The sequence below is a fragment of the Neobacillus sp. FW104-15D2 genome, assembly GCF_058790155.1.
Genome location: NZ_JBYTCJ010000015.1, coordinates 51892 through 75090 on the forward strand (window position 1 = coordinate 51892; position 23199 = coordinate 75090).

The following is a 23199-nucleotide window of genomic DNA, read 5'->3' on the forward strand; positions in this document are numbered from 1 at the left end:
TCAAAGAAACATATTCCCGAGGAAAACTGGCTGGGCGCTGGAGCTGGATTACAATAACCTAGTTCAAGTTATCCACTAGTTAATAATCTAAATTTCCTAAACGACCAAAAAGGCTGCCCCCTCAGGGACAGCCTTTTACACTTCAGCTAACTTTTTCTTTATTGGTACTTTCATTAATAAACTCAATAAACAAATCCACAATTTTAGCATCCCATTGTGTGCCACGCCCTTCATGAAGGATGTGGCCTGCCTTCTCCTGTGGCATCCCTTTACGATACGGACGATCAGAGGTCATTGCATCAAAAGAATCCGCAACAGCAATGATCCTGCCGAACAAAGGGATCTCTTTACCTGTTAAACCATCAGGATATCCATTACCGTCCATCCGTTCATGATGTGAACGAACTCCGGGGAGAAAGTCAGCAATTTCACTTATTGGGTGAACTTGTTTTAGAATGTTTTCTCCAATTACAGGGTGAGCTTTTATCAAATTAAACTCTTCATCAGACAATCTGCCTTCTTTAAGAAGGACCTTGTCGGGAACACCTATTTTTCCTATATCGTGCAGTAAGGCAGTTTTATATAGAGCTTCAATCGAGTCCTTTGGTAAATTCATTTTGATGCCTATTTCTTTCGAAAAATCCGCAACCCTGACTGAATGGCCTGATGTATATTTGTCTCTTGCATCTAAGGCGGCAGAAAGAACCATTAAAAAGCTTTCGAGCATCATTTTATTTTTAGCATCATGTTTTTCCAGCTCATGGATCATTTTATTAAAGCCATTAAATAAGTCAGAAAACTCATCCGTATAGACGTTCTCCATGTGTATGTAATTTTGTTTTTCAACTTCACCCATCATTTGCTGAAGCTGAAGAATTGGTTTTTGAATATCTTTTGCCATAATTCTAGAAATTAAAATCGAGTAACCCATTGTTATGAGGAGGACAACACCGGCCCATTTCCAAAAAACAGATGGATTCATTCCGCTAACTTGCTGAATTTTCACCTGGGCAGAAAGAAGAAACAAAATGACCGGAAATATTCCTATTAATACAATAGCAGTTCCAAGTTTTAAACTGATGGGAACCCTAATTTGTGATTTTAAAGTTTGAACAGGCAAAGAGACATTTTGATTTAAAAACATGATAACTGGCTGAATCGCTTTAATCGTAAAAAAATATTCTATTAATGCATGCATGGAGGCTATTATTAAAGAAGCTACCGAGGCATAAACAACATAAATATAGGAAAAGTTTAATAATCCATTATGAATAAGCAAAAGTGAAATGGAGGCAGCAGGAACAGAAAACCCAAATAGATGCGGCCCCATTATTCTTTTGGCTGTTAATTCAGGAAATTTCAAAAGCTGGCTATATGCACTTTCCGTCAGTTCCGGATTTTTAAAATGATTGTCAAAAGCCTTCTTAATGGGACTTTTTTGTTTCATAAAAAATAAGAATTCGCAGACAGCCATAACGGACAAAGATCCGGCAATAATAGCTATTAAAAGCAGGCTTTCTGTATGATTTATTTTTATACTCATAAACATTGGAATTCCTCCGGCAACAAAAACAGCCAAAAAGGAACCAACTATATAATTTAAAATTAAACGCTGGATAAACTGTCTATATTCCTTCATATTACTCCTACTGGTTAATTGAGAATTTTTTTCAATTTTACCATTAAAAGCAACTGTTGAATAGATGAGTTTATTCCACTCGATATATCTTCCCCAAAACATCAGCCCCGCCTGTTACAGGAATAACACTTCCCGTGATAAAACCTGATTGATCATCCGTTAAGAAGGCTATCACTCTTGCAATGTCCTCACCTGTCCCTGCACGACCCACAGGTGCAGCCATTTCTTTATCTTTACAGGCGTCAGCAATCCTCTTTTCCTTCCACTCATTAATGATATCACCAGGACAAACCATGTTAGCGGTTATGCCAAACTCTGCTTCTTCCAAAGCAATCGATTTAGTAAGTGAGGCCAGTCCAGCTTTAGCTGCCGCAAATACCGAGCGATAAGCCCATCCAGGTGCTGTCTCGGCTCTGTCAAATCCCATCGTGATTATTCGTCCCCATCCCTTTTCTTTCATTCCAGGCAGCAGGCTTTTTGTTATTAAAAAGACAGAAGATAAATTCCCATGCAGTAAATAATTCCATTCCTCTGCTGTATACTCTGCCATTTTTTTTCTTTCGTGGATATAGGGGCCTGCATTATGGATAAGAACATCTACACAAGAATATATGGAAAGTACCTCCCTTACTAAACTTTCGCAGTCCTCCGGTTTGGAAATGTCACCTTTATGTATAGTAGCTTTTATGCCGAATTTTTCATTTAATTCCTGAGCCAGTTTACTGGCTTCATACCCGCTGTTTCTGTAATTGATGGCAACCGAAAATCCCTTTTCAGCTAAAAGATAAGCTGTCATTTTCCCTATTCCGGATGCTCCTCCCGTAATAAAAGCGGTTCTGTTCACATTTAAAACCTCAAATCCTCTTTATTTTCTTTCCTCTATAGTAAAAAGTTATTTACTTGAATGCAAATATTAACGATATCCTAATTGTTTTGTTTCCCTGAATTTAAGTGGAGAAGTTTTTATAACGGATGGGCGTGCCATTGCATAGTATGGGATATAAAGTTATGAAAAGGCAACCCGCCAGTCTGGCCATATAGCTTATGGTCTGACCCAAGAATAGATAATTCCCCAACATAAATGGGGTACATCTAATTTTGATCTAAAAAAGGATGTGAAGGGATGCAAACTGTCATCAATATTTTTAGCATGAAAATTAACAGTGTCTCCAACAATGGTTCTATTAATATTGGCGAAGCTCTTCATAACGCACATACAGCAAATTCGAAATCTCAAGGCCAAAATTCATCCTACGGAGACTACGCTCCCCCTACTGCAGCCATGGAAAATGTATTTATTGATCCGGACGTTAACGATATGGGTGATATCGCGAATCCGGCAAATGTTAACTCAAATCAAATGTAAAAAGGATTGAATCCAATGCCTTTTCAGATTAATATTTTCAACATCAAAACGAACGCTATTAATAATAATGCAAATATTTCCCTGGGCCCTGCTGTTCATAACAGCCATACAGCCAATTCTAAATGGGTTGGTGCAAATCTAGGATTTGGAGACCTGTCGCCTACAGGACAGTTTTCGACTAATGGCGTTGGAGACTTTGATATAAGTGACCAGGACCAAATTGCTAATCCCTCTTCACCGATTTCGAACCAATTTTAGCTTTGGATCTGAAAGGAGACCAATCAGATGTTTCCGTGGAATATTTTTCCTTTTAATAAAGATATGAAAAACATGATGGGCCAAATGAAGCCGGATGAAATTGATTCTTATGTCAATAACCTTCTAGAGAAAATGCTTCCGGGAAATATGAAGGGGATGACGAACCCACAGGATCTTTTCTCTGGAATGAATTTCTCTGGTCAGCAGCAGCCGGCAGCCGCACCTGGCGCCCTGAACTCTTCTTCATTTGAAACACATGATTTTGTTTTTGTAAGAATCCCTCTTAAAAATGAGGATTGGATAAAACAGCTAAAGCTGTATCATACGACCAACCAGCTCATAATTGAACATATACCAGAATTTGATGATAAGCATACGATTCCTCTGCCTGCGATAGTAAGGAAAAAAGGCTCCTCTGCCAATTTTAAAGATGGAACACTAGAAATTAAACTTCCCAAAAATATCGATATGCAGTTTTCAGAAATTGATGTTAATGAAATTTTATAAACATCAATTTTTTTTGCATTTTTTTAGATTCTAAAAATAAGATAGATTAGCAAATCATCTTAAGAGGTGGTTTTAAAAATGGAAATGGATAAATTAAAACAATGGCTTGATATCGCCAAGCAATACCAATCCGATGACTTCTGGAAATCGGTGTTTGACGATAAAACAGGCAGCAATCCCATTCACCGTACTAAATCTTCTCATGGCTTCAACAGCCAGGATATTCTCCCTAAATGTGACCTGTTTGAAAAAGACAATTACCTCATCTTAATTGCTGAAATGCCAGGATTAAAAAAAGAGGATTTTCAGCTCTCCATCCTGGAACAAACTTTGACACTATCTGGTGAATTCGTTTCACTTGAACAAAATCTCAGATACTTTATGAAGGAACGACCAAGCCGTAAATTCGAGAAAAAAATCAATCTCCCGTATCCTATCTTGAAAGAACAGATTCAGACGGAACTTGATAAAGGAATTTTTACATTAATTGTTCCAATTAACAAGGAAGATATGGAGGATATCCCCATTTCCTTTGGTGAATAAACACCAGAATTGAGGTAGTTATGCGATTTCCTTTCCGCTTTCTTCCATCACAAAAAAGACTACTCGAAAAGCTGTCGGATATCGAAAAGAAAATGAATACCATTGAAAAAATCTCGGACATTGAAAAGAAAATGACTGGACTTGAAAAGCTTCCAGATATTGAGAAGAAAATGATTGCTATTGAAAATCTTTTAAAATCATCATTGCATGAAAAAAGGAATCATTACACACCAATTAAACCACCCCCTTCTGCCACTTCTTCAGATGAAATGCCTTCCATTAAAATTGAAAATATAAATGTAGATAAAATCATCATTGAAAAACTTGATTATGCCAATAATTTTGGACAGCTGGGAATAAAAGAACTCTCTGGAAAGCTGAATATAGGAACCAGTTATGAAGGGGATATTTCAAAAGAGGCAGCAAAGATATTTAAGAAGAAGCTGGAGGGCAAATCTGAAAATGACTCAGAAAATGAACCAGATAGCAAATTTAAAAATAATCCAGATAGCAAATCCAAAAATAATCCAGCTAGCAAAACAGAAAATACTGACGAATCATCTTCAAAGATTAACTTCCGGCCACGGGAAGAATAAAAGGCAAAGCGCAGTATTTTCTGCGCTTTGCCTTTTTGTTTATCAAAATTATTTTCCAATGAACTCTTGTGTCCAATAGTTACCCTCGGCAACATATCCAACACCAATATATGTGAAATTAGAGTTTAATATATTTCTGCGGTGGCCTTCACTGTTCATCCAGGCATTCACAACCTCTTCAGGAGTTTTTTGTCCCATTGCGATATTTTCACCAGCTGCCGTATAAGAAATACCATACTTTTTCATCATATCAAAAGGGGACCCATAAGTTGGGCTGGTATGATCAAAGTAATGATTTGCCTGCATATCCTTTGACTTATCTCTTGCCATTTTGCTTAATGCAAGATCAACTTTAAGTGCTGGCAGACCATTCTTGGCCCTTTCCTGATTCGTTAAATCGACAACTTTTTGCTCATAGGCACTAAGCTGGCTGGAAGTTTGTGCTGGTGCCGAATGAGCTGGAGCAGCTGTTTTGTTTATAGCTGGCTTTTGGGCAGCAACTTCTTGTTTTACCGGAGCAGATGCTTTACTCTGGTTTGCCTGCCCAGGTACTGACTGCTTTACAGGAGTATCAGTGAAATTCCACTGGATACCATGTTCTTTGACAAACTTTTCTATAAAACTATTTAAATCGAGATTATTAAAATTGGATGTTTGATAATAGTAGACTTTTTCCTGTGGTGCTGCGGGGGTATTTGAAGCTGCATCCGCCTTGTGAATTCCTGGGCTTGCTGCCAATAAAGCCGCCGCTGCCGCTGTTCCAATTAATGCTTTCTTTTTCATTTCTTTTTCCTCCCCTGCTTGCGTTTCTATTTTTCGCTACTAGCTTACCATAGCTTTTTTGTAATATTTCAGGAAGGAAAAGGAAACGAATTTCTTAAGATCTATTTAAAAGGATCTTTCTAGAGGTATTCACTCAATTTATCTAGTAAATTCCTATGTTTAAATGCTCTTAAATAATTGGTTCATTTCCAAACTTTAAAGGAAGTTACTTTCACCTTTACCATAAATTATCATGAATAGAGGGTTGACAGGGTTTTATTATAACTAGGTTTATAACTAATTTTTCATTTCTGTAACTTTTTTTACTGCTCTTTGCACCTGCGAGGTTTCCCATGGACCGCTTTTCCGCAGGTCATTTAATAACAGCCTTGAAAGCCCCTGCACGAAGGAAATGAGATACCACAAGGAATTCGCCCTGGAATTTACCATCGCACGAAACTCCAAAGCATAATCGGGGATTTCCGAGGAGCCTCAGGCCTTTTGCTTAAGAAAAAACAACAATGAGCTTTAACAGAGCCATTTTATTATAAGGCTCGTTTTACAAAACGACCTTAAATGGGGATATTAGCTTATAAAAAGCTTTTCACATTTAGAGTTCTTCCATTATTTCATAATGCATCCTGATAAGGGCAACCTTTTCTTCAACTCCTATAGAGGAATTAAGTATCCTTTTTGAAGCTAAGTAATATTTCTCATACTTGCCCTTTCGTACTCGTGGATGAGAGTTTTCATCGAGGAGCTCCCTTTTAATAGCTTCCTTCAAAATAGCTTCACTGCCCTCCATTCCCTCAAGAAGCCTGTTATTCCATATCGAGCGGTACCGCGTCAATAGTTTATCAAAATCCACCAATGTTCACCTCTGTTTCTCACTGCTTTTCCTCCTAGCATTTTTACATATTTAACTGCAGAATTGCAAAAAATACATACTAATCTTTTATTTGGAAGGAGATTTATATGCCTACACCATACCGCTGTCCCAATTGTAAAACGAATCGGAGCAGATTTAATTTGATCCAGCAGCTTCCCCATCCAGTAAAGATGGACCCAAATTCGGGAGAAATTGTTCAGGAATATTCCCAAAGTGAATTAGATCCTTTTCATATTCCCTATAAAGGGCCTGAATTAAAAGTCCAATGTGGGGTCTGTGGGTTAGTTGAAGATGAACGAACGTTTATTAAATTTGGCGAGCAGCAAATGTAAGAAGCTAAGACACCTCCCGGATATTCCCTGGGAGGTGTTTATTTTAATATTTCATCATTTAAAAAGGTAGAATCAACTTTCCAGGAATCATAGGGGACTAATCGTACAACATTCATTTCCCCCTGAAATCTTTCTGCCCCCTTGCCCTTAAGCTGGATATCCAGGGTAATGGGAACTGTAAGGATGATCTGCTCTCTGATATCCTCCTCCGGAAGAATTGGCATTCCTGATAACCTGATATTTTCAATCTCTTCAAAAACACTATTCCATTTCAAATCCTGCAAAGATGTTAACGAAACAATGTCACTATCATGCTGCTTTATTCCTGCAATATAGGCTGATATTACATCATAGGGCCCCTGTTTCGCTATATGGCTCTTTAACTTTCCAGCTGCCTTTAGAGTCATTAATTGATGTGATAAATCCATAAAATTAGATCGATGTGTTGTACTGCCATAAAAATGGATGCAAAAATGGCCGGGAAAATTATTCTGGAGAGCTCCTGCACCATGAGGCATTCCGTGCATAGATGCTGCAATTCGTTTACCTTTGTAAGGTATAAAAATGGCCCTTCTCTTCCAGCTCCACTTACCGTCATAAATACTTTTCATAATTTTTGTGTCCTTTGCAGACAACGGCTGAACATCTGCATGACGGCTTCCTGCCCGCCTCTGAACTCGAAACTTCTTTCCTGTATTAACATCTATAACAGTAAATTTAGAATACCTGGGCAATGTCTGATTTGCTTCTTCCCATCTCATCAATATCCCTTTTTCTTGTTTCTTTTCCCCTGCATCACCTATTCCAGGAAAGGTGAAAAAGATAAAAACAGATAAGATTATCGGGATATAAATCCTTTTCATTTCCTTCACCTTCATTCGCTTTTTAATGTATCTATAAAAGTTTTACCTAAGGTAAACTCAGACATGCATTCTAAAATGGTTAAAAAGAAAAACCCCGTCAATGCGGAGTTCTTTTCATCACTTATTTTTTGGAGGAATACTCTCAAGTTGTGCCAATTGATCCTCTATTTTCTCCCAGTCTATTCCTTCGCCAATAAAAACCAGGTTTAATGGGATATTAATATATTCCTTCATATAAAGTGGCATTCCATAAGAAAACTGAAAAAGATACGGTTTATCGGAATAGGGAAATTTAATGTAACCCTTGATACGGTAAATCGAATCTGGTAAACCTCGTAAAAATTGTTCGAATTCTTCCTGGTTTATAGCAGATTTGAATTGATAAACAAAAGTTGATAATTTTAAATCCTGCTGAGTTACGGGAATAATATCCGACCTTCTTGCAGAAAGCTGCAGCTTCTTTAATAGCTCAACAGGAACCTTGGAATGGGTTGTAAGCAGGCATTGTGATGCCGAGTTAATACTTTGGATTTCATAGGTAATGGAGGCCTGCTGGGAATCAGTTAATTCATCCATTTTATTTATAATGATAAAATCCGAGTGCCTTACCTGCTCCAGCAAAAGCTGCTGAAGCTGTGGACTCATTGATTTGCGCTCAAGCCATCTTGAACCGTCTACAGTAGTAATGATCCCTTTTACGTTTAGCTTCTCAGCAAACAAAGGAGACAGCACAGAATCAAGAACCTCAATAGGATGAGCAGCCCCGGTTGTTTCAATATAAATAACTTCTGGTTTTTCTTCCATTAGAAGCCCCTGCATCTGTCCCTCTAATTTATCTTGGATTGTACAGCAAATACATCCTCCAAGTAATTCTTTTAATGCAACATCTTCATCTACTGCTTCAGAATCGATTGATACTGTTCCCAGCTCATTCATCATTACAGCTACTTTGCGGCCTAATTTATGTTCATTTTTGAGCAGCCGTTTTAATAAGGTAGTTTTCCCGCTTCCAAGAAAACCAGACAAAATGTATACTTCTGTTTTCATTTCGATTAATTCCTTCCCTATTCTTCCTGCCTGCTATCTTCCAGCATTTCTGTTAGAATCGCTGAGACAGTGGCTTCTATCTGTGAAAGACTCCTGTTTGTCAGGTATCCAGTCATTTGAAGCCATTCACTTTTACATTTCCACAGCGGAATATGTCCATCGGGGTAATACTCCCCCTCATGTTCAAGTCCTATTTCAATAAAGGATTCATAATCCTCCTCAAAAAGGTCGTCTTGATCAGCAGATTTCCCTTTGCGTATTCTTATTACATCAACCAAAAGACTTTTACCTGGCTGAAACCTTTCAAAATAGATAGCTTTATATTTTTCACATATTGTTTGGCATTCATTTTCCAGGAGAAGGATTTTATCTTTAAGCTGGCTGTCAAAATCAACAATTTGCTTCATCTTTGTCACCCCACCCGGTTTATTTTGTTAATTTAATTTTAAATCATCCTTTTTTAGCTCATTTCCTTTTTTATCATCCTAAGAGATAATTTTAATTCATTTTTTAGGTCCTTACAAACAATTGAGAACTGATGATTAGCTGATACAGATTTCACATTAAAAACGGGTAAAAGATACTATACTAAATAAAATTTCTAATGCAAAATTATAAGCATTTTTTTCTTTTGGATTAACAGCCCGGCGTATATTTTCTTATAATATACTAAAGCTCTTTCAGAAAGGGTTTTCATCATGCTATATGAAAATGTAAATCCTCCTTCACTGCCTCGGTTTGTTTCAAATCCAACACATGATTCATTTGCCGAACTCCTCTTTAACAATACGGGCGAATCTGATTTTCTCGACTTTAAGATGAAGTGGATAGAATTTACCAAACTTGCAAAACACATGCTTGCTATTGCTAATTCCGGTGGTGGCTGTATTATTTTTGGTGTGAGCCAGACAGATGACGGCTCTATCCTGCTGAATGGTTTAAGTGAAGAAGAGTATATGGACAAAGCAGACGTCGATAATAAACTTGAACGTCTTCTGCCCAAGAATTTGAAATTTAGGACTGAAGATTATCACTTCATCCATAACGGTCCCCCTTTACTGAAAAATAAAAGGTTTCAGTCCCTCCTTATTGAATATGACCCTAAATATGTTCCCTATACATCAGTACTTAGTAAAAACGAGCTAAGATATGGTGCTATTTATGTTCGCCAGGGAACCAAAACCGTTGAGGCAACAAATGAAAAACTAATAGAAATAGTCTTAAGGAAAGTACAGTCTGGGGGATCAGGTGTAAATGATTTTACTTTAAAGGATCATTTGGAACAATTAAGAGAGCTTTACGAGGAGCTTGCCAAGCAAGCAGACGAAGAATATATTCTTTTTTTAAAAGAGCTTATTGATCAGAAGAAAATTCGAATACTGCAATATTTGGATATAATTTCAACAGGTTAAAAACATGGCTATTACAATAAGAAAAAACAAAAACCCGGAGCTCTTGCCTCCGGGTTTAAAATCTTTACTTTTTCATTCTTTCTTTTAAGACTTCAATTGCCTTATTTAATTGAGTATCATTTTTAACGATTTTCTCTCTAAGTAAATCCATAAGCTTTAGAGATGACTTTCCGTTTAATACTCCGTTTGTCTCAAGCTTGTTATCTTTTTGGAATTTAATAACCGCAGCCTGGGTTTTTTCGTCAAAGAAACCATCTTCCCGTCCTGGATCATATCCGATTGCTTTCAGCATTTTTTGTGCATTTTTCACATCAGTCGATGAATCGGATAGCTTCATGGCAGTTTCCGGATTGATGACCTGCAGATTCGCATAATCTGGCAGTGGAACATCGTAATCCGGTTTTATACCTTTTTTATGAATCCAATTTCCATTTGGTGTCAGCCACTTGGCCATTGTAAATTTAAGATTGGATCCATCCGGAAAGTCCTGAGCAGTTTGGACAGTACCTTTTCCGAAAGATTTTTCACCAATGAGCGGAATTCCTGCTGACTCTTTAACAGCCGAAGCGAGAATTTCGGATGCGCTGGCACTTCCTTTATCAATTAAAACGACAAGAGGCAATGAAGGGTTACCATCGTTTTGGGAGGTATATTCTTTTATTTTTCCATTTCGGTCTTCCACTTTAAATAAAATTTTTCCTTTTGGAACAAATAAGCTGGAAATATTTACAGCCTGGTCCAGCAGACCGCCTGGGTTCTGGCGTAAATCTAAAACAAGGCCTTTCATTCCCTTTTTCTGGAGTTCATTTAACTTTTCTACAAGCTCTTTTGAAGAATTAGTTGAGAAGTTGGTCAATTGGACCTTCGCCACTCCATCTCCAACCATTTCACCATATACTGTTTCAATCGGGATATCATCGCGGATAATTTTTACCTTTGTATTACCCTCTGCTCCCGGACGCTGAATTGTAAGCTCTACCTTTGTCCCTTTTTTTCCTCTAATAAGCGTTACTGCTTGGGAAGAGCTCATTCCCTGCAGACTTTTGCCATCCACAGATAAAACGATGTCTTTTGGTTTTAACCCTGCTTTTTCAGCCGGAGAACCTTTAATTGGTGAGACAATGATGATGTGCCCATCCTTTTCCTGGATTTCGGCACCAATTCCTTCAAAGGAAGAGGAAATAACTTGATGAAAACCTTTTGATTCCTCATTGTTCATAAAATCCGAGTATGGATCATCAAGCGATTCAACCATTCCATTAATAGCACCATTCACAAGCTTCTTTTCATCTAATTTTTGATAATAGCCATTTTGAAGTGTGTCAAAGGCAGTATAAAGTTTATTGAACTCTGGCCTATTTGTATTAATTGCAACTGTTTTCTCTTTGCCTGCTCCAAGTGAGAATGCTGTTATGCCAGCAGTGAGTAAGACTGTTAGCAGCAAAATCAAGGATAATTGCCATTTCTTCAGCCGAATAAATCCCGGCTTTTTTTCAGGTTTCTCCTGTCCCTGATCAACCTTTTGTTCTTCCAAATCATTCACCACTTTCGTAACCGTCATGTCATATGTAATAAAATCCTTATTGATTAGAATAACATTCTTATTAGAATATTAGCAAAGAAAAGTTCATGAACAATTCATTAAAAAATAATGAAAAAAAAGGAATACCGGAGTACACCTTTTTAAATTTTTCTTACCTCTTTAAAATATTCCTCAAGGGTCCAGTTCCTTTTATATATCTCTGTTGCAGCCTTTATACCCACATAACGGAAATGCCATGGTTCAAATTCATAAACCGTAACACTTTCTTTCCCTTTAGGGTAGCGGAGGATAAAACCAAATTTATGTGCATTTTGAGCGAGCCATTTTCCTTCCTTCGTCTTAGCGAAAGCTTCGCTTAAATCAAGATGCTGTGATGGAGAAGAAATATCCATTGCGAGGCCTGTCTGATGTTCACTGTTTCCTGGCACAGCAACAGCCTGTTCGGCCTTTTCTACTCCTACATGATTGACTTCTGCATCAAACAGAGATTTTTGGCGGGCATATGACCGATAACCAGATACAGCATATAGTTCTACACCTGCTTTTTTGGCATCAGCAAACATCCGCTCAAGTGCTGTTGCGGCTTCCTGGCGTATATAACTTTTTTCGATTTTTTGTGTTCCAAACGGAAATGGAACATTAGGACGGACCAGATCGGCAGGCGTATAGCTCTCCGGCAGCGCAAAGTCTTTATTTACCAGTGCTAATAGATTATCTGGATTCTGAATAACTTTTTTACCATCAGCCACTTTAATTTTATTAAAATAAGCAGCTTGTAGTACCGGACCTCCAACAGTTGCCTTTTTATTTTCGTGATTACTTTTATTTTCAGTGTTGTTTTTGTGCTGAACGCTTTCGTGTTCATTAGTAAAAGGCAGCTTTTTTATGAGCGGCTCAAGCTTTCCGCAGCCCGATAGAAGAATGCTGCATCCGATAATAAATAAAAACTTTCTCATTATAAATTTCACCTGGTTCAAATAGATTTTTTGACAATAAATCTATTCTAGCATAGATTAACATGGAATCCAGAGGACTTTGGACTTACCAATAAAAGGAGAAAAAAATGGAAAAACCATAACGTGTTGGACCACAAAATAAAGTTCTTTTCTCTTGTTACGTATAGACACGGCTAATTCTAGCTTACTAAAAAACCTATGTAGTACAATCTCTTTCTCATCACCTCCAAATGTCCCCCTAGATAATTTCTCAAAGGACATCTTGAGCTGTAAAATTATCCTTTAAATGAAAAAACTCCTCCCAAAATAGGAGGAGTTCAAAATTTATTCCTTAATAGCAGCCTCAAGTGCTACTTCAATCATATCATTGAATGTTAGCTGGCGTTCTTCTGCAGTAGTTTCTTCACCGGTTAAAATATGGTCACTAACTGTTAATATTGAAAGAGCTTTACGTCCAAATTTAGCAGCAAGTGTATAAAGAGCCGTCGTTTCCATTTCAATGGCCAAAATCTGATATTTAGCCCATTTTTCATGATCGGCATTATCATTATAGAACTGATCAGCTGTAAATACATTCCCGGCCTTCAGATTAAGACCCTTTTCTATACCTGCATCGTATGCCTTTTTTAACAGGTCAAAATTCGCTGTAGGGGCATAATCAATTCCCTCAAAAGTCAACCGATTCATTTGGGAATCTGTAGAAGCTGCCATGGCAAGAATCACATCACGTACCTTTACATCTCTTTGAATCGCTCCGCAAGTTCCAACACGGATAAGGTTTTGTACATTATAGCTTTGCATTAATTCATTTACATAAATCGAGATAGAGGGAATACCCATTCCTGTACCCTGAACAGAAATTCTTTTTCCTTTGTAGGTTCCAGTGAAGCCGAACATATTTCGTACTTCATTATAACAAACAGCATTTTCTAAAAATGTTTCAGCAATATATTTTGCTCTCAGAGGGTCTCCAGGCAATAGTACTGTTTCAGCAATTTCATTTTCTTTTGCTCCAATATGTATACTCATAAAATAGAATATCCTCCAGTCATTTAATAAATTGGTTAACTTGACCAATGAACAATCCAACTATACCACAAAGACATTTTGGTTGAAAAACCTTTCCTGCCGGTTCATGTTTTTTTGTTTTAAGGAAAAGCTATATATAGGCTTTACTGCAAAAGCCGTATTCATGCTTCCTTTATAAGAGGGAGTAAGTATTTCATTTGAATTCCATATTGAGCGGGAGGTTAACAATGGGCAAAAAACACCGAAATCGCATAAATGGAAAAAAGAAAAATAATCATATTCCGCCGGAAGCCATCGAGGCGGAACATAACGCTCATGCAAAAGAATGGACTGCTGCTGGCGGCAGAAAAAATAAAGTTTAAAGATAAAAATCAAAAAAGAAGGTATTCCTTTTGTGAATACCTTCTTCCTGCAAGCGGATACTTATTCATCTAATATGAATTCGGTTGATCGTTTTCCATCCATCCGGCTGTAATTGATAATAATATTGGCCGAATTTCCCCTGATCAATCATAATAATATCCCCAGTGGATAAGAACCTCCCAATATAATCTCCCGGCATTGAGTCAGATACATTAAACTTTTTAAATACCTTTTCAAGGCAATCATTATGACCCTGGCCAAAGACTAAGGTTCGATATACTTCACGGTATCCTTTGTTTTGTCGGAAGCTTGGAGTCTGGAAAATGGTTACATCGTAATGGACAGCTGCTTTTTTGGCGAGAAATTTAATCACGTTAACCCCTCCAAATATTCTGTTAACTCTTTTGTATAAAGTTAAACAGTTGCCCATTCGTTTCCTTCATCAAAATTTCACTATTTTTGTCGAATACAAACAAAGATCAGCAGTTAAATCAGGCGAATTTTTCAATTGTTCTTTCCAGTCTGTCAGGTACTACTGAAATATCAGAAGGAGATAGAGTAAGACTTACATGTGTCTCATCCATTTCCAGGGCTTCTGACAATAGGCCTGCAAGCCCCCTTGCTCTTCGGTCAACTTGTAAAAGTACATTGATATTTCCATTGCCAGCAGGGAAGAAGGCAACTTCCAATTCATCCAAAAGGCCACGGAACCTTCCCGAAGCAGGAACATACTCGAATTCCTGAATAAACGGCGTTCGCCCTCTCAATCGCCTTGGAGCCTCCTGGCAATCCGCTTCCCTTAAACGGAAACCGAGGTCCTGAACGGAATGGAGTACAGCAGCCATTAAATTTGTTGGGATTACTTTTATATAGTCCTGGTCGCTGGGATCCATGGCATTCTTGATATCAAGCCCAGTTGAAAGCCAGATTTTTGTTCTTCCTATTGTAATAGGCGTGTCCTCAGGCAGCTTAAAGGAAAAAGGAAAAGCTCTCTCATCTCCAGCCCTTATAATAAACGGAGCGGCAGCAGCCATCCTTTCAATGCAGGCTGAAACATTATATTTTCTATCATTCGATTCTTTCACATAAGTTGTGTGGACTGACAGAATAATCTCATCAATTTCCTGATCCACGCTTCCTCCTTTTACAAAAATAGAGCCCTTCATGGTTTCTCCCGGCATGTAGGTTTCTTTTTCCAATTTGGTGTCAACAGATGCCGCCCCTATTCCCACACTGGCAAAAACTTTATTGAAAAATGACATAAGCTTTCTCCCCCTTACTAAAATACTTTCTGTGTTTACTTATTGATACATACGATGTGCAGCCTGAAAGGTTTCAAAAAAGGAAAGCTGCATGTAAAAAAGACGAAGCCTGCTGCTCCGTCTTTTTTTTGCTTATCACTGATAGTTGCATATTTTTAGAATTTATAACAATGGGAGATTATCTATTCCCTTGCAGATTAATCTTCTCCTTCAACTTCTTCATCAATAATACTTTTCTCAATTAAGTATTCGAAGGTGATGTCTGCAAGTTCTTCAAGCTCCTCTTCGGAGGGAACATAACCTCTTTTCGTAAGCTGATGAAAGAAAAATTCCGCAATTTCTTCCGTATCAATAAATACTTCAATTTCTCTCATAGCATCTCCCCCTTTTTACTGAATGTATGAAGGTCCAAGCTTTTTCATGCTATTTAAATAGAAAAAGCGTATACATTCAATGCTCCCATTCTTGAATTTTTAATATCTTATTCTATTCATTTTAGGACAAGCATATATTGAAACACAAATGATTGAATTGGAGTGGATGTTATGAAAGGGTTTAAGGTAATAGTCGAGAATTTAATTCAGGATGTAAACAACGATGAAGGCTTATTGATTCCCCTTTTTGGAAACTTTACAGACCTTCTTTTTATGATGATTAAATGGGGTTGTATCCCTTTCTTTTTATATGTTCTATTATCATTTTTCCAAATGAACTAAACGTGACTTTTCCCATCATTATTCATTAGGCTTTGCAATTTTCTCACAACCACCCTCATTACATGGTAATATTCCTGGTCATGGAACATTTCGTATAATATACGGTAATCATTATAAATATCCAAAAGATGGTCGATTAATTGCTGCCGGTCTTTTTTTCGGTCCATCTCTTCCCTTTCAGCCTTCCTGTAGCCCTGTGCAGGCTTTTCTAAGTTGACTTTCTTATTCTGCTGTTTATTGATCGGATGCAAAAGGCCAAGTTTCTGAATAAACGTATCGGCACTTTCGGAATCAGCAACAAGGGTTAACTCCTCTTCGTTAGCTTCAAGCCATTCCCCATCGCTAACCCGTGATAGTTCATAGATCACATCTTCCCATGCGTCTTCTTTGTAACGCCAAATTTCCGTACGGAAACCTACAACTTTAAAAAGATCCGAGCTATATCCCGTTACCTGAACTAAATCCCCAAAGAAAAATTTATATTCTATATCTATATGTTCCTGTTCAACCACACTGCCCTCATACTCTGATAGCAATTGAAGGCCAGATTCAAGGTAAAGACCTTCACTGTTATTGACTTCATAAACATACTTATCTTCCAGCCATTTTACGTCGGTAATTTTCCCGACTGTCCCATACATGGTTATCACGACTGTATCACCGATCTTATATTTCGGTTTTTTTCTTTTATCCATATCCTCCATCCTCTCAATGATGAGCCGTGAAAATTGATTACAATATTATATGCATAGGGATGGAGGAGGCGACGTTTAAGAAAAGAAAAAATCGCCTTCTTATAAAAAGAGGCGATCATCAATTTACTTATATTTTTATGTTTTTAGCCTTCAATTAAGAGATACAAATCCCAGGCATCATCGAAAATAGCCATACTCTCTAAATACTGTCCGTTTAATTCCAAGTAAGAAGTTATTTCTTCGTAATTAAAAGAATTCTTTGGAAAGCTATGGTCTAGATAGGCATCATTTGCAAAGCGGCTGATATTATCCGGAGGTTTCGGATGACGGTATTTCATTAAGAAATGATAAAATGATTTACTCATATTAAACGCCTTTCTTTTTTGCCCGGACAAACCCGGACTCTCTAGTTTATATATTATAACGGATTTTTCTCCCCCGTCCATCTTTTAAAACTTAATCCTCTGCCTCCGTAATTCTATTCCTCGCCGCTGAAATCAAAATAGTTTCTTTTTAACAAACGTGTTTTTTCCATTAATTCACCATAACTTACACTATTGGAGAGTTGTTTGGTATTAATCAGGAACAATTGGTCCTCAATTTCCTTAACAGTGTCAGTGGTTTGATAGGTCATTCCACAATCTCCGCAACAAACAGTTGGAGTGTCTGTGATTTCAATCGCACCAGTTCCATCGGGAAGTTCCCAGTATACCTTTTTTGTTTCTATTTTAAAGCTAGGACTGCCGCACCATTCACATACACTGGCCATTTTATTATCCCCCCTTACTCTTTTGCTGCAGTTTCTCCCTCCGATTTTGGCAAGTTGGGCTGCTGGGTTGTTTTTTCACTTTGCACCTTAAACTTCTTTTCTTTCAGCTCATCCCTTTTTTCTCGCTTATCTTTTAAAGACATGTGACCTGGATCATGGGCATATTGCTCCCTGCGGTTTAATCTTGCCAGCCCCTCTGGTACAAGATTAAATTGGCTGTCATTCATTATCGAGGAAATACCAACATTTGATCTTTTCTCCTCCATGTTCGGGTAAACCTGCTGAAAATAATCTTCTGCTTTTCCTGGCGTATAATTTTCTGGCTCAGGATAAGAAGTTATCACTCCCTCAAAATTACGAAGAACAACCTTGCTGGCACTTTGTGAAATGAGGTAATTTGGCTGAAGTGAAATTTTGCCGCCCCCGCCCGGAGCATCCACAACAAAGGTTGGTACAGCATATCCCGATGTGTGTCCCCGCAATCCTTCAATTATTTCAAGGCCTTTTGAAACGGGTGCCCTAAAATGTCCAATTCCTTCAGATAAATCACATTGATAAATATAGTATGGACGGACTCGAATCTTTACAAGGTCATGCATTAACTTTTTCATAATAGGGACACTGTCATTGATTCCTGCAAGGATTACTGATTGATTTCCAACTGGGACCCCAGAATTTGCGAGCATTTCACATGCCCGCTTGGAATCTTCGGTAATTTCAATTGAAGTGTTAAAATGTGTATTCAGCCAGACCGGATGATATTTTTTCAGGATATTACACAAATTTTCGGTAATTCTCTGAGGAAAAACCACAGGGGCTCTCGTACCTATTCTAATTATTTCCACGTGATCGATTTCTCGCAGGTTTTTTAATATATATTCCAGGATGTTGTCATTAATGAGCAAACCGTCACCGCCGGAAATTAAAACATCTCGTACTTGCGGTGTATTGGCAATATATGAAATAGCGGCATCCAGCTGTTTTTTTGGCACTCCCATGCCAATTTGGCCTGAAAAGCGCCTTCTGGTGCAATAACGGCAATACATTGAACATTGGTTCGTTACCAGGAACAAAACACGATCAGGATAGCGGTGTGTAAGCCCAGGAACAGGCGAATCCTCATCTTCATGGAGAGGATCCTCCAGGTCATACTTTGTTTTAAAAATCTCTTTTGAAATTGGAACGGACTGCATGCGGATTGGGCATCGCGGATCATCTGGATTCATAAGTGAGGCATAGTAGGGCGTTATATTAAGTGGGATCGTCTTTGTCGAAATCCTTACTCCCTCTTCCTCTTCTGGAGTCAGGTTTATAACCTTTTTTAAATCATCTAAATTTCTTACTGTATTTGTAAGCTGCCAGAGCCAATCATTCCACTGTTCCTCTGTAACACCCTTCCACAACTCTATATCCTTCCAATGCCTTTTAGGCTTATATAAATCATGTTTCATGATAAATTCCTCCTAATACCCTTTGCATAACTCTTTGCAATTTTCGTGCCAACTTTTATATAGGGCATTTTATTGATTATTAAGCTGTTTAAGATTTTTAAAGTAAAAAAACTGCCGGATTTCCGGCAGTCTGGGCTAGGAGGATTACTAAGTGGCTAAGTTAACTAATTTTCGTCTTCAATTTTTTACTCGACAGTTCCTGAGTACTTTTGTATTTTGTATTGAAGTGTTTGCCGGGGAATTTCAAGCAATTTTGCTGCTTGATTGATATTCCTTCCTGTCTTTTCCAATGCACTTTCAATCAGCTTTTCTTCCAAGTTCCTAATATTTTTCCTTAAAGAAAGAGATTCTGCACTGATTTGGAGTTCTTCAGAAGGCAGAGATTGATGCTTTAACATAATGGGCAAATCACTAAATGACAGCTTTTCCTCTTCGCATACATTCATCATATATTCGAGTGAATGCTTCAACTCCCTGACATTTCCCGGCCATTGGTATTGAAGAAACAAAATCTCCACTTCCCTCTCAATTCCGCTAACAGCCTTATTTAAATCGGCATTATACATTTTTATGAAATAGTCTGTTAGGAATAGGATATCATCCTTTCTCTCCCTTAGCGGCAAGAGGGAAAATGTGAATACATTTAATCTGTAATATAGATCTGAACGCAGTTTTTTTTCCTGAAGGGCCTGGCTCGGATGTTCATTCATTGCCGCAGCTACACGAACATTTATGGATATATTTTGTGAACTGCCTACTCTCCTGACAGTACCCTCTTCAAGTACTCTTAAAAGCTTGGCCTGCAGCTCTATCGGCATGGTATGAAGTTCATCAAGAAAAAGTGTACCGCCATCAGCAAGCTCAAATAACCCTTTTCTTTCAACTGCACCGGTATAGCTGCCCTTTGCAGTACCGAACAGGATACTCTCCAAAAGAGTTTCCGGTATAGCAGCACAGTTTTGGGCGATAAAAGGACCATTTGATCTGCGTGATGCTTCATGTATTCCCTGAACAAACAGTTCCTTTCCTGTTCCGCTTTCACCATATACCAAAATGGGCGAATTGGCCTTGGCAAGCTTCATTGCTTCTGCTTTGATTCGAATAAACTCAGGGTTCACTGTCATTAAGTCACTAAACGTATATTTAACATTTTTACCCGGCCGGCCGCTTTTTTCCAGGTTAGAAAAACCTTTTTGCAGCTCCAGCAGTCTCTCTGCTAAAAGCTTCATCCTGGAATAATCCTTCGCAATCTCGACTGCACCAATAACTTTATTTCGCACAAAAATGGGAAGGGTTGTATTCATGGTTTCAATTCGGTTTCCATGCTTATTAACATAAACCTGTGTCTGGTTATAAATAGGCTTTTGTGTTCTAATGACTCGCAGCAGGGTACTGGAATTTTCAGTCAGGGAAGGAAAAGCCTCAAGCAGGGGTCTGCCAAGGACTTCATCAATTGTGAGTCCATCATGCTTTGCAGCCACTTTGTTATAAAAAATCGTTTTACCCTCCGTATTAACGGCATGAATGCCCTCATCAATGCTTTTTAATATGGCTGATAAGACTTCATTTGTCATGTCTGCTATTTGAACCATTCTCTAGCACCTCCTTACAAACTATATGAAGGAGATGCCGAAAAATTGTCACCGTTTGCCCGTTTTCTGTCACTCTGCTAGATTTCGAACCCAGACGTTCATATTTTCAAGCTTGTCATATATATAGCAGTTATTCATGAGTCTTCCCTGATATCGGTAACCAAGCTGATGCAGGACCGCGTTCATACCGAAGGATAGTGCCCTTGCGATGGAATAGGAGCAATAAATTCCTCTCTCAAGCAGCTCTCGCTCCAGCCGCTTCAATAAAAACTTCATTAATCCGTGCTGTCGATACTCCGGAAGGGTTGCACAATCGGTCAATTCTGCATTTTTATAAAAATCATTTATTTCAGCAGATGCGGCACTAATGATTTCATTGTCATCCATATAAATAAAATAAACGGTTCCTTCACTCATTGTTTTCTTAATATATTCGGGCTGCTGAAGCGGTGTGGGATATATTTTGAACACCTTCCCGTATAAAGTGGCGAGTTTTTCAGCATGACGTTCTTCAGCCTTTATAAGAGTAAATTTTGCAGGAGGATGAGATAGGTCCTTTGGCTTATTTAAGTGAATAATACTTTTAACCATTCCGTCTTCTGTTATCCAATGATCATTCTTTTTTCTTTCTGAACTATAATATTTCGTGAAAAAGTAGGCATCTGTTCCGCGAAAATATCCACTAATCTTCGCTTCAAGCCCATATCCAGCTTCAATGAAATGGCCGATGTGCTCCGGTCTCCCTTTAACAATCAGTTTTTCGGCCTGATTCTCCTGTGCTAAATCCTCAGATTTATTTAATAGTACCGATAAGTTGCCCCGGTAATCATCAATCCGTACCCTTTTATTAAAAGGGTCCAAAAAAACTTCCATATAATAGTTCTCTTTATTTAAATAAACGGTGGAAGATGGCTGATGCATGGATTTTCTCCTTTCTTTTCTTTATATTTGGCTCTTACATTATAGAATCTGTAAAACTTGTTTGATGATTTCAACGGAATCTGCTTTAAGACAGCCACATGATAAAAGGTCTTTTAAAGTACCCTTATATTTTAAAATGCCTGGCCTTAAAAAAGGCCAGGCATTTTTTCACAACCATATTATTCCGTCTTAATGCTGATAAGCTTTAATTCAGTCATTTCTTCTACTGCATATTTAATGCCCTCTCGGCCCATTCCACTTAATTTAACTCCGCCATATGGCATTTGATCCACGCGGAAGGTTGGGATTTCATTAATCATAACCCCTCCCACTTCCAGCTTTTTCGCAGCTTTCAATGCTTTGTTGATATCATTGGTGAAAATACCTGCCTGAAGGCCATATTTTGATTCATTTACCATGCCGATTGCTTCATCGACTGTTTTGAATTTATTAATATGGACAATAGGGGCAAAGGCTTCTTCACAGGAAACCTTGTCTTTTGGAGAAGCATTTAGAAGAACGGTTGGAGTAAACACACCTTCTCTGGATTCTCCTCCACTAGCCAAAACAGCGCCATTTTCTACTGCCTCATTAACCCAGTCTTTTGTTCGCTCAAAATCATTTTTTGAAATCAGGGCAGAAATATCAGTATCTTCGTGAAGGGGGTCACCCAATTTCAATTTACGAGTTTCCTGAAGGAAAAGCTCCACAAAAGAATCGAAAATACTTTCATGCACATATATGCGCTGTACAGAGATGCAGACCTGGCCCTGGTAAGCAAATGCTCCTGTAACGATCCGAGGTACTGCCTTTTCCAGATTAACTCCTTCATCGACAATGACTCCTGAATTGGAACCTAGTTCAAGTGTTACCCTTTTAAGGCCGGAGTTTTCTCTGATATATTTCCCTACCTCCGGGCTACCGGTAAAGGTTATCATTTTGATCCGATCATCGTTCATTAGAACGTCGCCCACCTTACTTCCGCTGCCGGAAACAACGTTTAATGCTCCTGATGGAAGTCCTGCTTCATGAAAATATTCAGCAATTTTATAAGCAGAAAGCGGAGTTTGGCTGGCAGGCTTAAGAACAACTGTATTACCTGCGGCAACAGCAGGGCCCACTTTATGGGCAACAAGATTCATAGGAAAATTAAATGGAGTAATGGCTCCAATAACACCCAGCGGCTCTCTTACTGTAAACGCAAGCCTTCCTTCGCCTCCCGGGGCTGCATCCATAGGTACCGTTTCACCATGAATTCTTCTTGCTTCATGGGACGCAAATTTATAAGTCATGATGGTCCGGTCCACTTCTGCCCGCGCAGCTTTTATCGGTTTTGCTGCTTCCTTTGCTATGATACGGGCACATTCTTCTCTGTTTTCTTTTAACAGCTCAGCAACTTTCTCGAGTATTTCTGCTCTTTGATGAGCGGTAAGCTCAGCCATTTTCAGAGAAGCTTCTTCTGCAGCTGAAATAGCATTCAGTACATCAGTTTCCGAAGCCATAGCAACATCTGCGATTTTTTCGTGACCAAACGGTCCCTTTAATTCGTTGTACTTTTCAGTTTCTGCGTATTGACCATTAATCCATAATAGCTGCTTCAAAACAAAAACCTCCCCGCAGGATTTATCTAATCTATTTCTATTTTCTTATGATTCATATGATAAATCGAGGAATATGCTTTCAAAAAT

29 protein-coding genes are annotated in these 23199 nt (G+C 38.3%); 9 read left to right on the forward strand and 20 right to left on the reverse strand.

The genetic code is table 11. The features are described from left to right. Positions 1-142: 142 nt before the first annotated feature. Together AC3WR0_RS13295 and AC3WR0_RS13300 are read right to left on the reverse strand one after the other, a co-directional pair. A complete protein-coding gene (locus AC3WR0_RS13295; RefSeq protein ID WP_492552762.1) occupies positions 143-1741 on the reverse strand; it encodes an HD domain-containing phosphohydrolase in 1599 nt (532 codons plus the stop codon). Then, the gene (locus tag AC3WR0_RS13300; protein ID WP_492552763.1) at positions 1710-2483 is read right to left on the reverse strand and encodes an SDR family oxidoreductase; all 774 of its coding nucleotides are present in this window, start codon (positions 2481-2483) and stop codon (positions 1710-1712) included. The genes AC3WR0_RS13295 and AC3WR0_RS13300 overlap by 32 nt, the downstream gene beginning before the upstream one ends. Before the next feature lie 279 nt (positions 2484-2762). On the opposite strand from AC3WR0_RS13300, the gene AC3WR0_RS13305 reads away from it, so the two are divergent. The 5 genes from AC3WR0_RS13305 to AC3WR0_RS13325 all read left to right on the forward strand — a co-directional run bounded on the left by AC3WR0_RS13305 (position 2763) and on the right by AC3WR0_RS13325 (position 4909). Continuing rightward, positions 2763-3005, forward strand: coding sequence for a spore germination protein (locus tag AC3WR0_RS13305; RefSeq protein WP_027321561.1), 243 nt, complete (start codon positions 2763-2765; stop codon positions 3003-3005). A 15-nt stretch (positions 3006-3020) separates the two neighbouring features. Next, complete coding sequence (locus AC3WR0_RS13310; RefSeq protein WP_027321560.1) at positions 3021-3263, forward strand: spore germination protein; 243 nt, start codon at positions 3021-3023, stop codon at positions 3261-3263. 27 nt (positions 3264-3290) lie between these two features. Next, the gene (locus AC3WR0_RS13315) at positions 3291-3770 is read left to right on the forward strand and encodes an Hsp20/alpha crystallin family protein (RefSeq protein ID WP_492552764.1); all 480 of its coding nucleotides are present in this window, start codon (positions 3291-3293) and stop codon (positions 3768-3770) included. 78 nt (positions 3771-3848) lie between these two features. Continuing rightward, positions 3849-4313 (forward strand): Hsp20/alpha crystallin family protein, encoded by a 465-nt coding sequence (locus AC3WR0_RS13320; RefSeq protein ID WP_027321558.1) that lies wholly within the window; start codon positions 3849-3851, stop codon positions 4311-4313. 20 nt (positions 4314-4333) lie between these two features. Continuing rightward, entirely contained in the window at positions 4334-4909 is a 576-nt protein-coding gene (locus AC3WR0_RS13325; protein WP_492552765.1) for a hypothetical protein, read from the forward strand. Positions 4910-4957: 48 nt separating this feature from the next. Here the strand turns inward: AC3WR0_RS13325 and AC3WR0_RS13330 are convergent, their stop codons facing one another. Both AC3WR0_RS13330 and yoyC read right to left on the reverse strand, forming a co-directional pair. Beyond that, positions 4958-5692, reverse strand: a complete 735-nt coding sequence (locus AC3WR0_RS13330; RefSeq protein WP_492552766.1) for a CAP domain-containing protein — start codon at positions 5690-5692, stop codon at positions 4958-4960. 589 nt (positions 5693-6281) lie between these two features. Beyond that, the gene (yoyC, locus tag AC3WR0_RS13335; protein ID WP_492552767.1) at positions 6282-6539 is read right to left on the reverse strand and encodes a protein YoyC; all 258 of its coding nucleotides are present in this window, start codon (positions 6537-6539) and stop codon (positions 6282-6284) included. A 107-nt stretch (positions 6540-6646) separates the two neighbouring features. Between yoyC and AC3WR0_RS13340 the strand changes: the two genes are divergently transcribed. Continuing rightward, positions 6647-6892, forward strand: coding sequence for a DNA alkylation repair protein (locus AC3WR0_RS13340; RefSeq protein WP_492552768.1), 246 nt, complete (start codon positions 6647-6649; stop codon positions 6890-6892). 38 nt (positions 6893-6930) lie between these two features. Here AC3WR0_RS13340 and AC3WR0_RS13345 read toward each other — a convergent pair whose 3' ends face one another. From AC3WR0_RS13345 to AC3WR0_RS13355, 3 genes are all read right to left on the reverse strand, one after another. Beyond that, complete coding sequence (locus tag AC3WR0_RS13345; protein WP_492552769.1) at positions 6931-7755, reverse strand: hypothetical protein; 825 nt, start codon at positions 7753-7755, stop codon at positions 6931-6933. Positions 7756-7872: 117 nt separating this feature from the next. Continuing rightward, positions 7873-8802, reverse strand: coding sequence for a CobW family GTP-binding protein (locus tag AC3WR0_RS13350; protein WP_492552770.1), 930 nt, complete (start codon positions 8800-8802; stop codon positions 7873-7875). A 17-nt stretch (positions 8803-8819) separates the two neighbouring features. Then, positions 8820-9209, reverse strand: a complete 390-nt coding sequence (locus AC3WR0_RS13355) for a hypothetical protein (protein ID WP_492552771.1) — start codon at positions 9207-9209, stop codon at positions 8820-8822. Positions 9210-9500: 291 nt separating this feature from the next. Between AC3WR0_RS13355 and AC3WR0_RS13360 the strand changes: the two genes are divergently transcribed. Then, on the forward strand, positions 9501-10214 hold the full coding sequence (locus AC3WR0_RS13360) for an AlbA family DNA-binding domain-containing protein (RefSeq protein WP_492552772.1): 714 nt from the start codon (positions 9501-9503) through the stop codon (positions 10212-10214). A gap of 64 nt (positions 10215-10278) precedes the next feature. On the opposite strand, the gene AC3WR0_RS13365 is transcribed toward AC3WR0_RS13360, so the two are convergent. The 3 genes from AC3WR0_RS13365 to deoD all read right to left on the reverse strand — a co-directional run bounded on the left by AC3WR0_RS13365 (position 10279) and on the right by deoD (position 13742). Then, a complete protein-coding gene (locus AC3WR0_RS13365) occupies positions 10279-11775 on the reverse strand; it encodes a lmo1851 family serine protease (RefSeq protein WP_492552773.1) in 1497 nt (498 codons plus the stop codon). A gap of 122 nt (positions 11776-11897) precedes the next feature. Next, the gene (locus tag AC3WR0_RS13370; RefSeq protein WP_492552774.1) at positions 11898-12713 is read right to left on the reverse strand and encodes a M15 family metallopeptidase; all 816 of its coding nucleotides are present in this window, start codon (positions 12711-12713) and stop codon (positions 11898-11900) included. A 324-nt stretch (positions 12714-13037) separates the two neighbouring features. Then, positions 13038-13742 carry a purine-nucleoside phosphorylase gene (gene deoD / locus AC3WR0_RS13375; RefSeq protein WP_492552775.1) on the reverse strand — a complete coding sequence of 235 codons (705 nt, stop codon included), beginning with the start codon at positions 13740-13742 and terminating at the stop codon, positions 13038-13040. 227 nt (positions 13743-13969) lie between these two features. Here deoD and AC3WR0_RS13380 point away from each other — a divergent pair, with 227 nt between their 5' ends. Next, entirely contained in the window at positions 13970-14104 is a 135-nt protein-coding gene (locus AC3WR0_RS13380) for a hypothetical protein (protein ID WP_492552776.1), read from the forward strand. Between the two features lie 65 nt (positions 14105-14169). Here the strand turns inward: AC3WR0_RS13380 and AC3WR0_RS13385 are convergent, their stop codons facing one another. From AC3WR0_RS13385 to AC3WR0_RS13395, 3 genes are all read right to left on the reverse strand, one after another. Then, on the reverse strand, positions 14170-14478 hold the full coding sequence (locus AC3WR0_RS13385; RefSeq protein ID WP_492552777.1) for a YodL domain-containing protein: 309 nt from the start codon (positions 14476-14478) through the stop codon (positions 14170-14172). A gap of 118 nt (positions 14479-14596) precedes the next feature. Continuing rightward, on the reverse strand, positions 14597-15367 hold the full coding sequence (locus tag AC3WR0_RS13390) for a sporulation protein (RefSeq protein WP_492552778.1): 771 nt from the start codon (positions 15365-15367) through the stop codon (positions 14597-14599). 197 nt (positions 15368-15564) lie between these two features. Beyond that, positions 15565-15741 (reverse strand): YozD family protein, encoded by a 177-nt coding sequence (locus AC3WR0_RS13395; protein ID WP_492552779.1) that lies wholly within the window; start codon positions 15739-15741, stop codon positions 15565-15567. 171 nt (positions 15742-15912) lie between these two features. On the opposite strand from AC3WR0_RS13395, the gene AC3WR0_RS13400 reads away from it, so the two are divergent. Then, on the forward strand, positions 15913-16083 hold the full coding sequence (locus AC3WR0_RS13400) for a hypothetical protein (protein WP_492552780.1): 171 nt from the start codon (positions 15913-15915) through the stop codon (positions 16081-16083). Here the strand turns inward: AC3WR0_RS13400 and yodN are convergent. The 7 genes from yodN to AC3WR0_RS13435 all read right to left on the reverse strand — a co-directional run bounded on the left by yodN (position 16080) and on the right by AC3WR0_RS13435 (position 23112). Then, on the reverse strand, positions 16080-16778 hold the full coding sequence (yodN, locus tag AC3WR0_RS13405) for a germination protein YodN (RefSeq protein ID WP_492552781.1): 699 nt from the start codon (positions 16776-16778) through the stop codon (positions 16080-16082). The two genes, AC3WR0_RS13400 and yodN, sit on opposite strands and share 4 nt — an antisense overlap. 143 nt (positions 16779-16921) lie before the next feature. Further along, on the reverse strand, positions 16922-17143 hold the full coding sequence (locus AC3WR0_RS13410; RefSeq protein WP_492552782.1) for a YozE family protein: 222 nt from the start codon (positions 17141-17143) through the stop codon (positions 16922-16924). A 113-nt stretch (positions 17144-17256) separates the two neighbouring features. Further along, positions 17257-17547: a YokU family protein gene (locus tag AC3WR0_RS13415; protein ID WP_492552783.1), complete on the reverse strand. Its 291-nt coding sequence runs from the start codon at positions 17545-17547 to the stop codon at positions 17257-17259. Between the two features lie 14 nt (positions 17548-17561). Further along, positions 17562-18998, reverse strand: a complete 1437-nt coding sequence (gene kamA, locus AC3WR0_RS13420; protein WP_492552784.1) for a lysine 2,3-aminomutase — start codon at positions 18996-18998, stop codon at positions 17562-17564. 185 nt (positions 18999-19183) lie between these two features. Then, on the reverse strand, positions 19184-20590 hold the full coding sequence (locus tag AC3WR0_RS13425) for a sigma-54 interaction domain-containing protein (protein WP_492552785.1): 1407 nt from the start codon (positions 20588-20590) through the stop codon (positions 19184-19186). A gap of 69 nt (positions 20591-20659) precedes the next feature. After that, positions 20660-21511, reverse strand: a complete 852-nt coding sequence (gene ablB, locus AC3WR0_RS13430) for a putative beta-lysine N-acetyltransferase (RefSeq protein WP_492552786.1) — start codon at positions 21509-21511, stop codon at positions 20660-20662. Between the two features lie 179 nt (positions 21512-21690). Continuing rightward, the gene (locus AC3WR0_RS13435; RefSeq protein WP_492552787.1) at positions 21691-23112 is read right to left on the reverse strand and encodes an aldehyde dehydrogenase family protein; all 1422 of its coding nucleotides are present in this window, start codon (positions 23110-23112) and stop codon (positions 21691-21693) included. Positions 23113-23199: the final 87 nt, after the last annotated feature.

Bases quoted from the DNA above. Each gene is read 5' to 3' on its own strand.
- AC3WR0_RS13295 (WP_492552762.1), bottom strand. From the start codon at position 1,741: ATGTTTTGGGGAAGATATATCGAGTGGAATAAACTCATCTATTCAACA.
- AC3WR0_RS13305 (WP_027321561.1), top strand. From the start codon at position 2,763: ATGCAAACTGTCATCAATATTTTTAGCATGAAAATTAACAGTGTCTCC.
- AC3WR0_RS13310 (WP_027321560.1), top strand. From the start codon at position 3,021: ATGCCTTTTCAGATTAATATTTTCAACATCAAAACGAACGCTATTAAT.
- AC3WR0_RS13315 (WP_492552764.1), top strand. From the start codon at position 3,291: ATGTTTCCGTGGAATATTTTTCCTTTTAATAAAGATATGAAAAACATG.
- AC3WR0_RS13320 (WP_027321558.1), top strand. From the start codon at position 3,849: ATGGAAATGGATAAATTAAAACAATGGCTTGATATCGCCAAGCAATAC.
- AC3WR0_RS13325 (WP_492552765.1), top strand. From the start codon at position 4,334: ATGCGATTTCCTTTCCGCTTTCTTCCATCACAAAAAAGACTACTCGAA.
- AC3WR0_RS13330 (WP_492552766.1), bottom strand. From the start codon at position 5,692: ATGAAAAAGAAAGCATTAATTGGAACAGCGGCAGCGGCGGCTTTATTG.
- AC3WR0_RS13340 (WP_492552768.1), top strand. From the start codon at position 6,647: ATGCCTACACCATACCGCTGTCCCAATTGTAAAACGAATCGGAGCAGA.
- AC3WR0_RS13345 (WP_492552769.1), bottom strand. From the start codon at position 7,755: ATGAAAAGGATTTATATCCCGATAATCTTATCTGTTTTTATCTTTTTC.
- AC3WR0_RS13350 (WP_492552770.1), bottom strand. From the start codon at position 8,802: ATGAAAACAGAAGTATACATTTTGTCTGGTTTTCTTGGAAGCGGGAAA.
- AC3WR0_RS13355 (WP_492552771.1), bottom strand. From the start codon at position 9,209: ATGAAGCAAATTGTTGATTTTGACAGCCAGCTTAAAGATAAAATCCTT.
- AC3WR0_RS13360 (WP_492552772.1), top strand. From the start codon at position 9,501: ATGCTATATGAAAATGTAAATCCTCCTTCACTGCCTCGGTTTGTTTCA.
- AC3WR0_RS13365 (WP_492552773.1), bottom strand. From the start codon at position 11,775: ATGACGGTTACGAAAGTGGTGAATGATTTGGAAGAACAAAAGGTTGAT.
- AC3WR0_RS13370 (WP_492552774.1), bottom strand. From the start codon at position 12,713: ATGAGAAAGTTTTTATTTATTATCGGATGCAGCATTCTTCTATCGGGC.
- deoD (WP_492552775.1), bottom strand. From the start codon at position 13,742: ATGAGTATACATATTGGAGCAAAAGAAAATGAAATTGCTGAAACAGTA.
- AC3WR0_RS13380 (WP_492552776.1), top strand. From the start codon at position 13,970: ATGGGCAAAAAACACCGAAATCGCATAAATGGAAAAAAGAAAAATAAT.
- AC3WR0_RS13390 (WP_492552778.1), bottom strand. From the start codon at position 15,367: ATGTCATTTTTCAATAAAGTTTTTGCCAGTGTGGGAATAGGGGCGGCA.
- AC3WR0_RS13395 (WP_492552779.1), bottom strand. From the start codon at position 15,741: ATGAGAGAAATTGAAGTATTTATTGATACGGAAGAAATTGCGGAATTT.
- AC3WR0_RS13400 (WP_492552780.1), top strand. From the start codon at position 15,913: ATGAAAGGGTTTAAGGTAATAGTCGAGAATTTAATTCAGGATGTAAAC.
- yodN (WP_492552781.1), bottom strand. From the start codon at position 16,778: ATGGATAAAAGAAAAAAACCGAAATATAAGATCGGTGATACAGTCGTG.
- AC3WR0_RS13410 (WP_492552782.1), bottom strand. From the start codon at position 17,143: ATGAGTAAATCATTTTATCATTTCTTAATGAAATACCGTCATCCGAAA.
- AC3WR0_RS13415 (WP_492552783.1), bottom strand. From the start codon at position 17,547: ATGGCCAGTGTATGTGAATGGTGCGGCAGTCCTAGCTTTAAAATAGAA.
- kamA (WP_492552784.1), bottom strand. From the start codon at position 18,998: ATGAAACATGATTTATATAAGCCTAAAAGGCATTGGAAGGATATAGAG.
- AC3WR0_RS13425 (WP_492552785.1), bottom strand. From the start codon at position 20,590: ATGGTTCAAATAGCAGACATGACAAATGAAGTCTTATCAGCCATATTA.
- ablB (WP_492552786.1), bottom strand. From the start codon at position 21,511: ATGCATCAGCCATCTTCCACCGTTTATTTAAATAAAGAGAACTATTAT.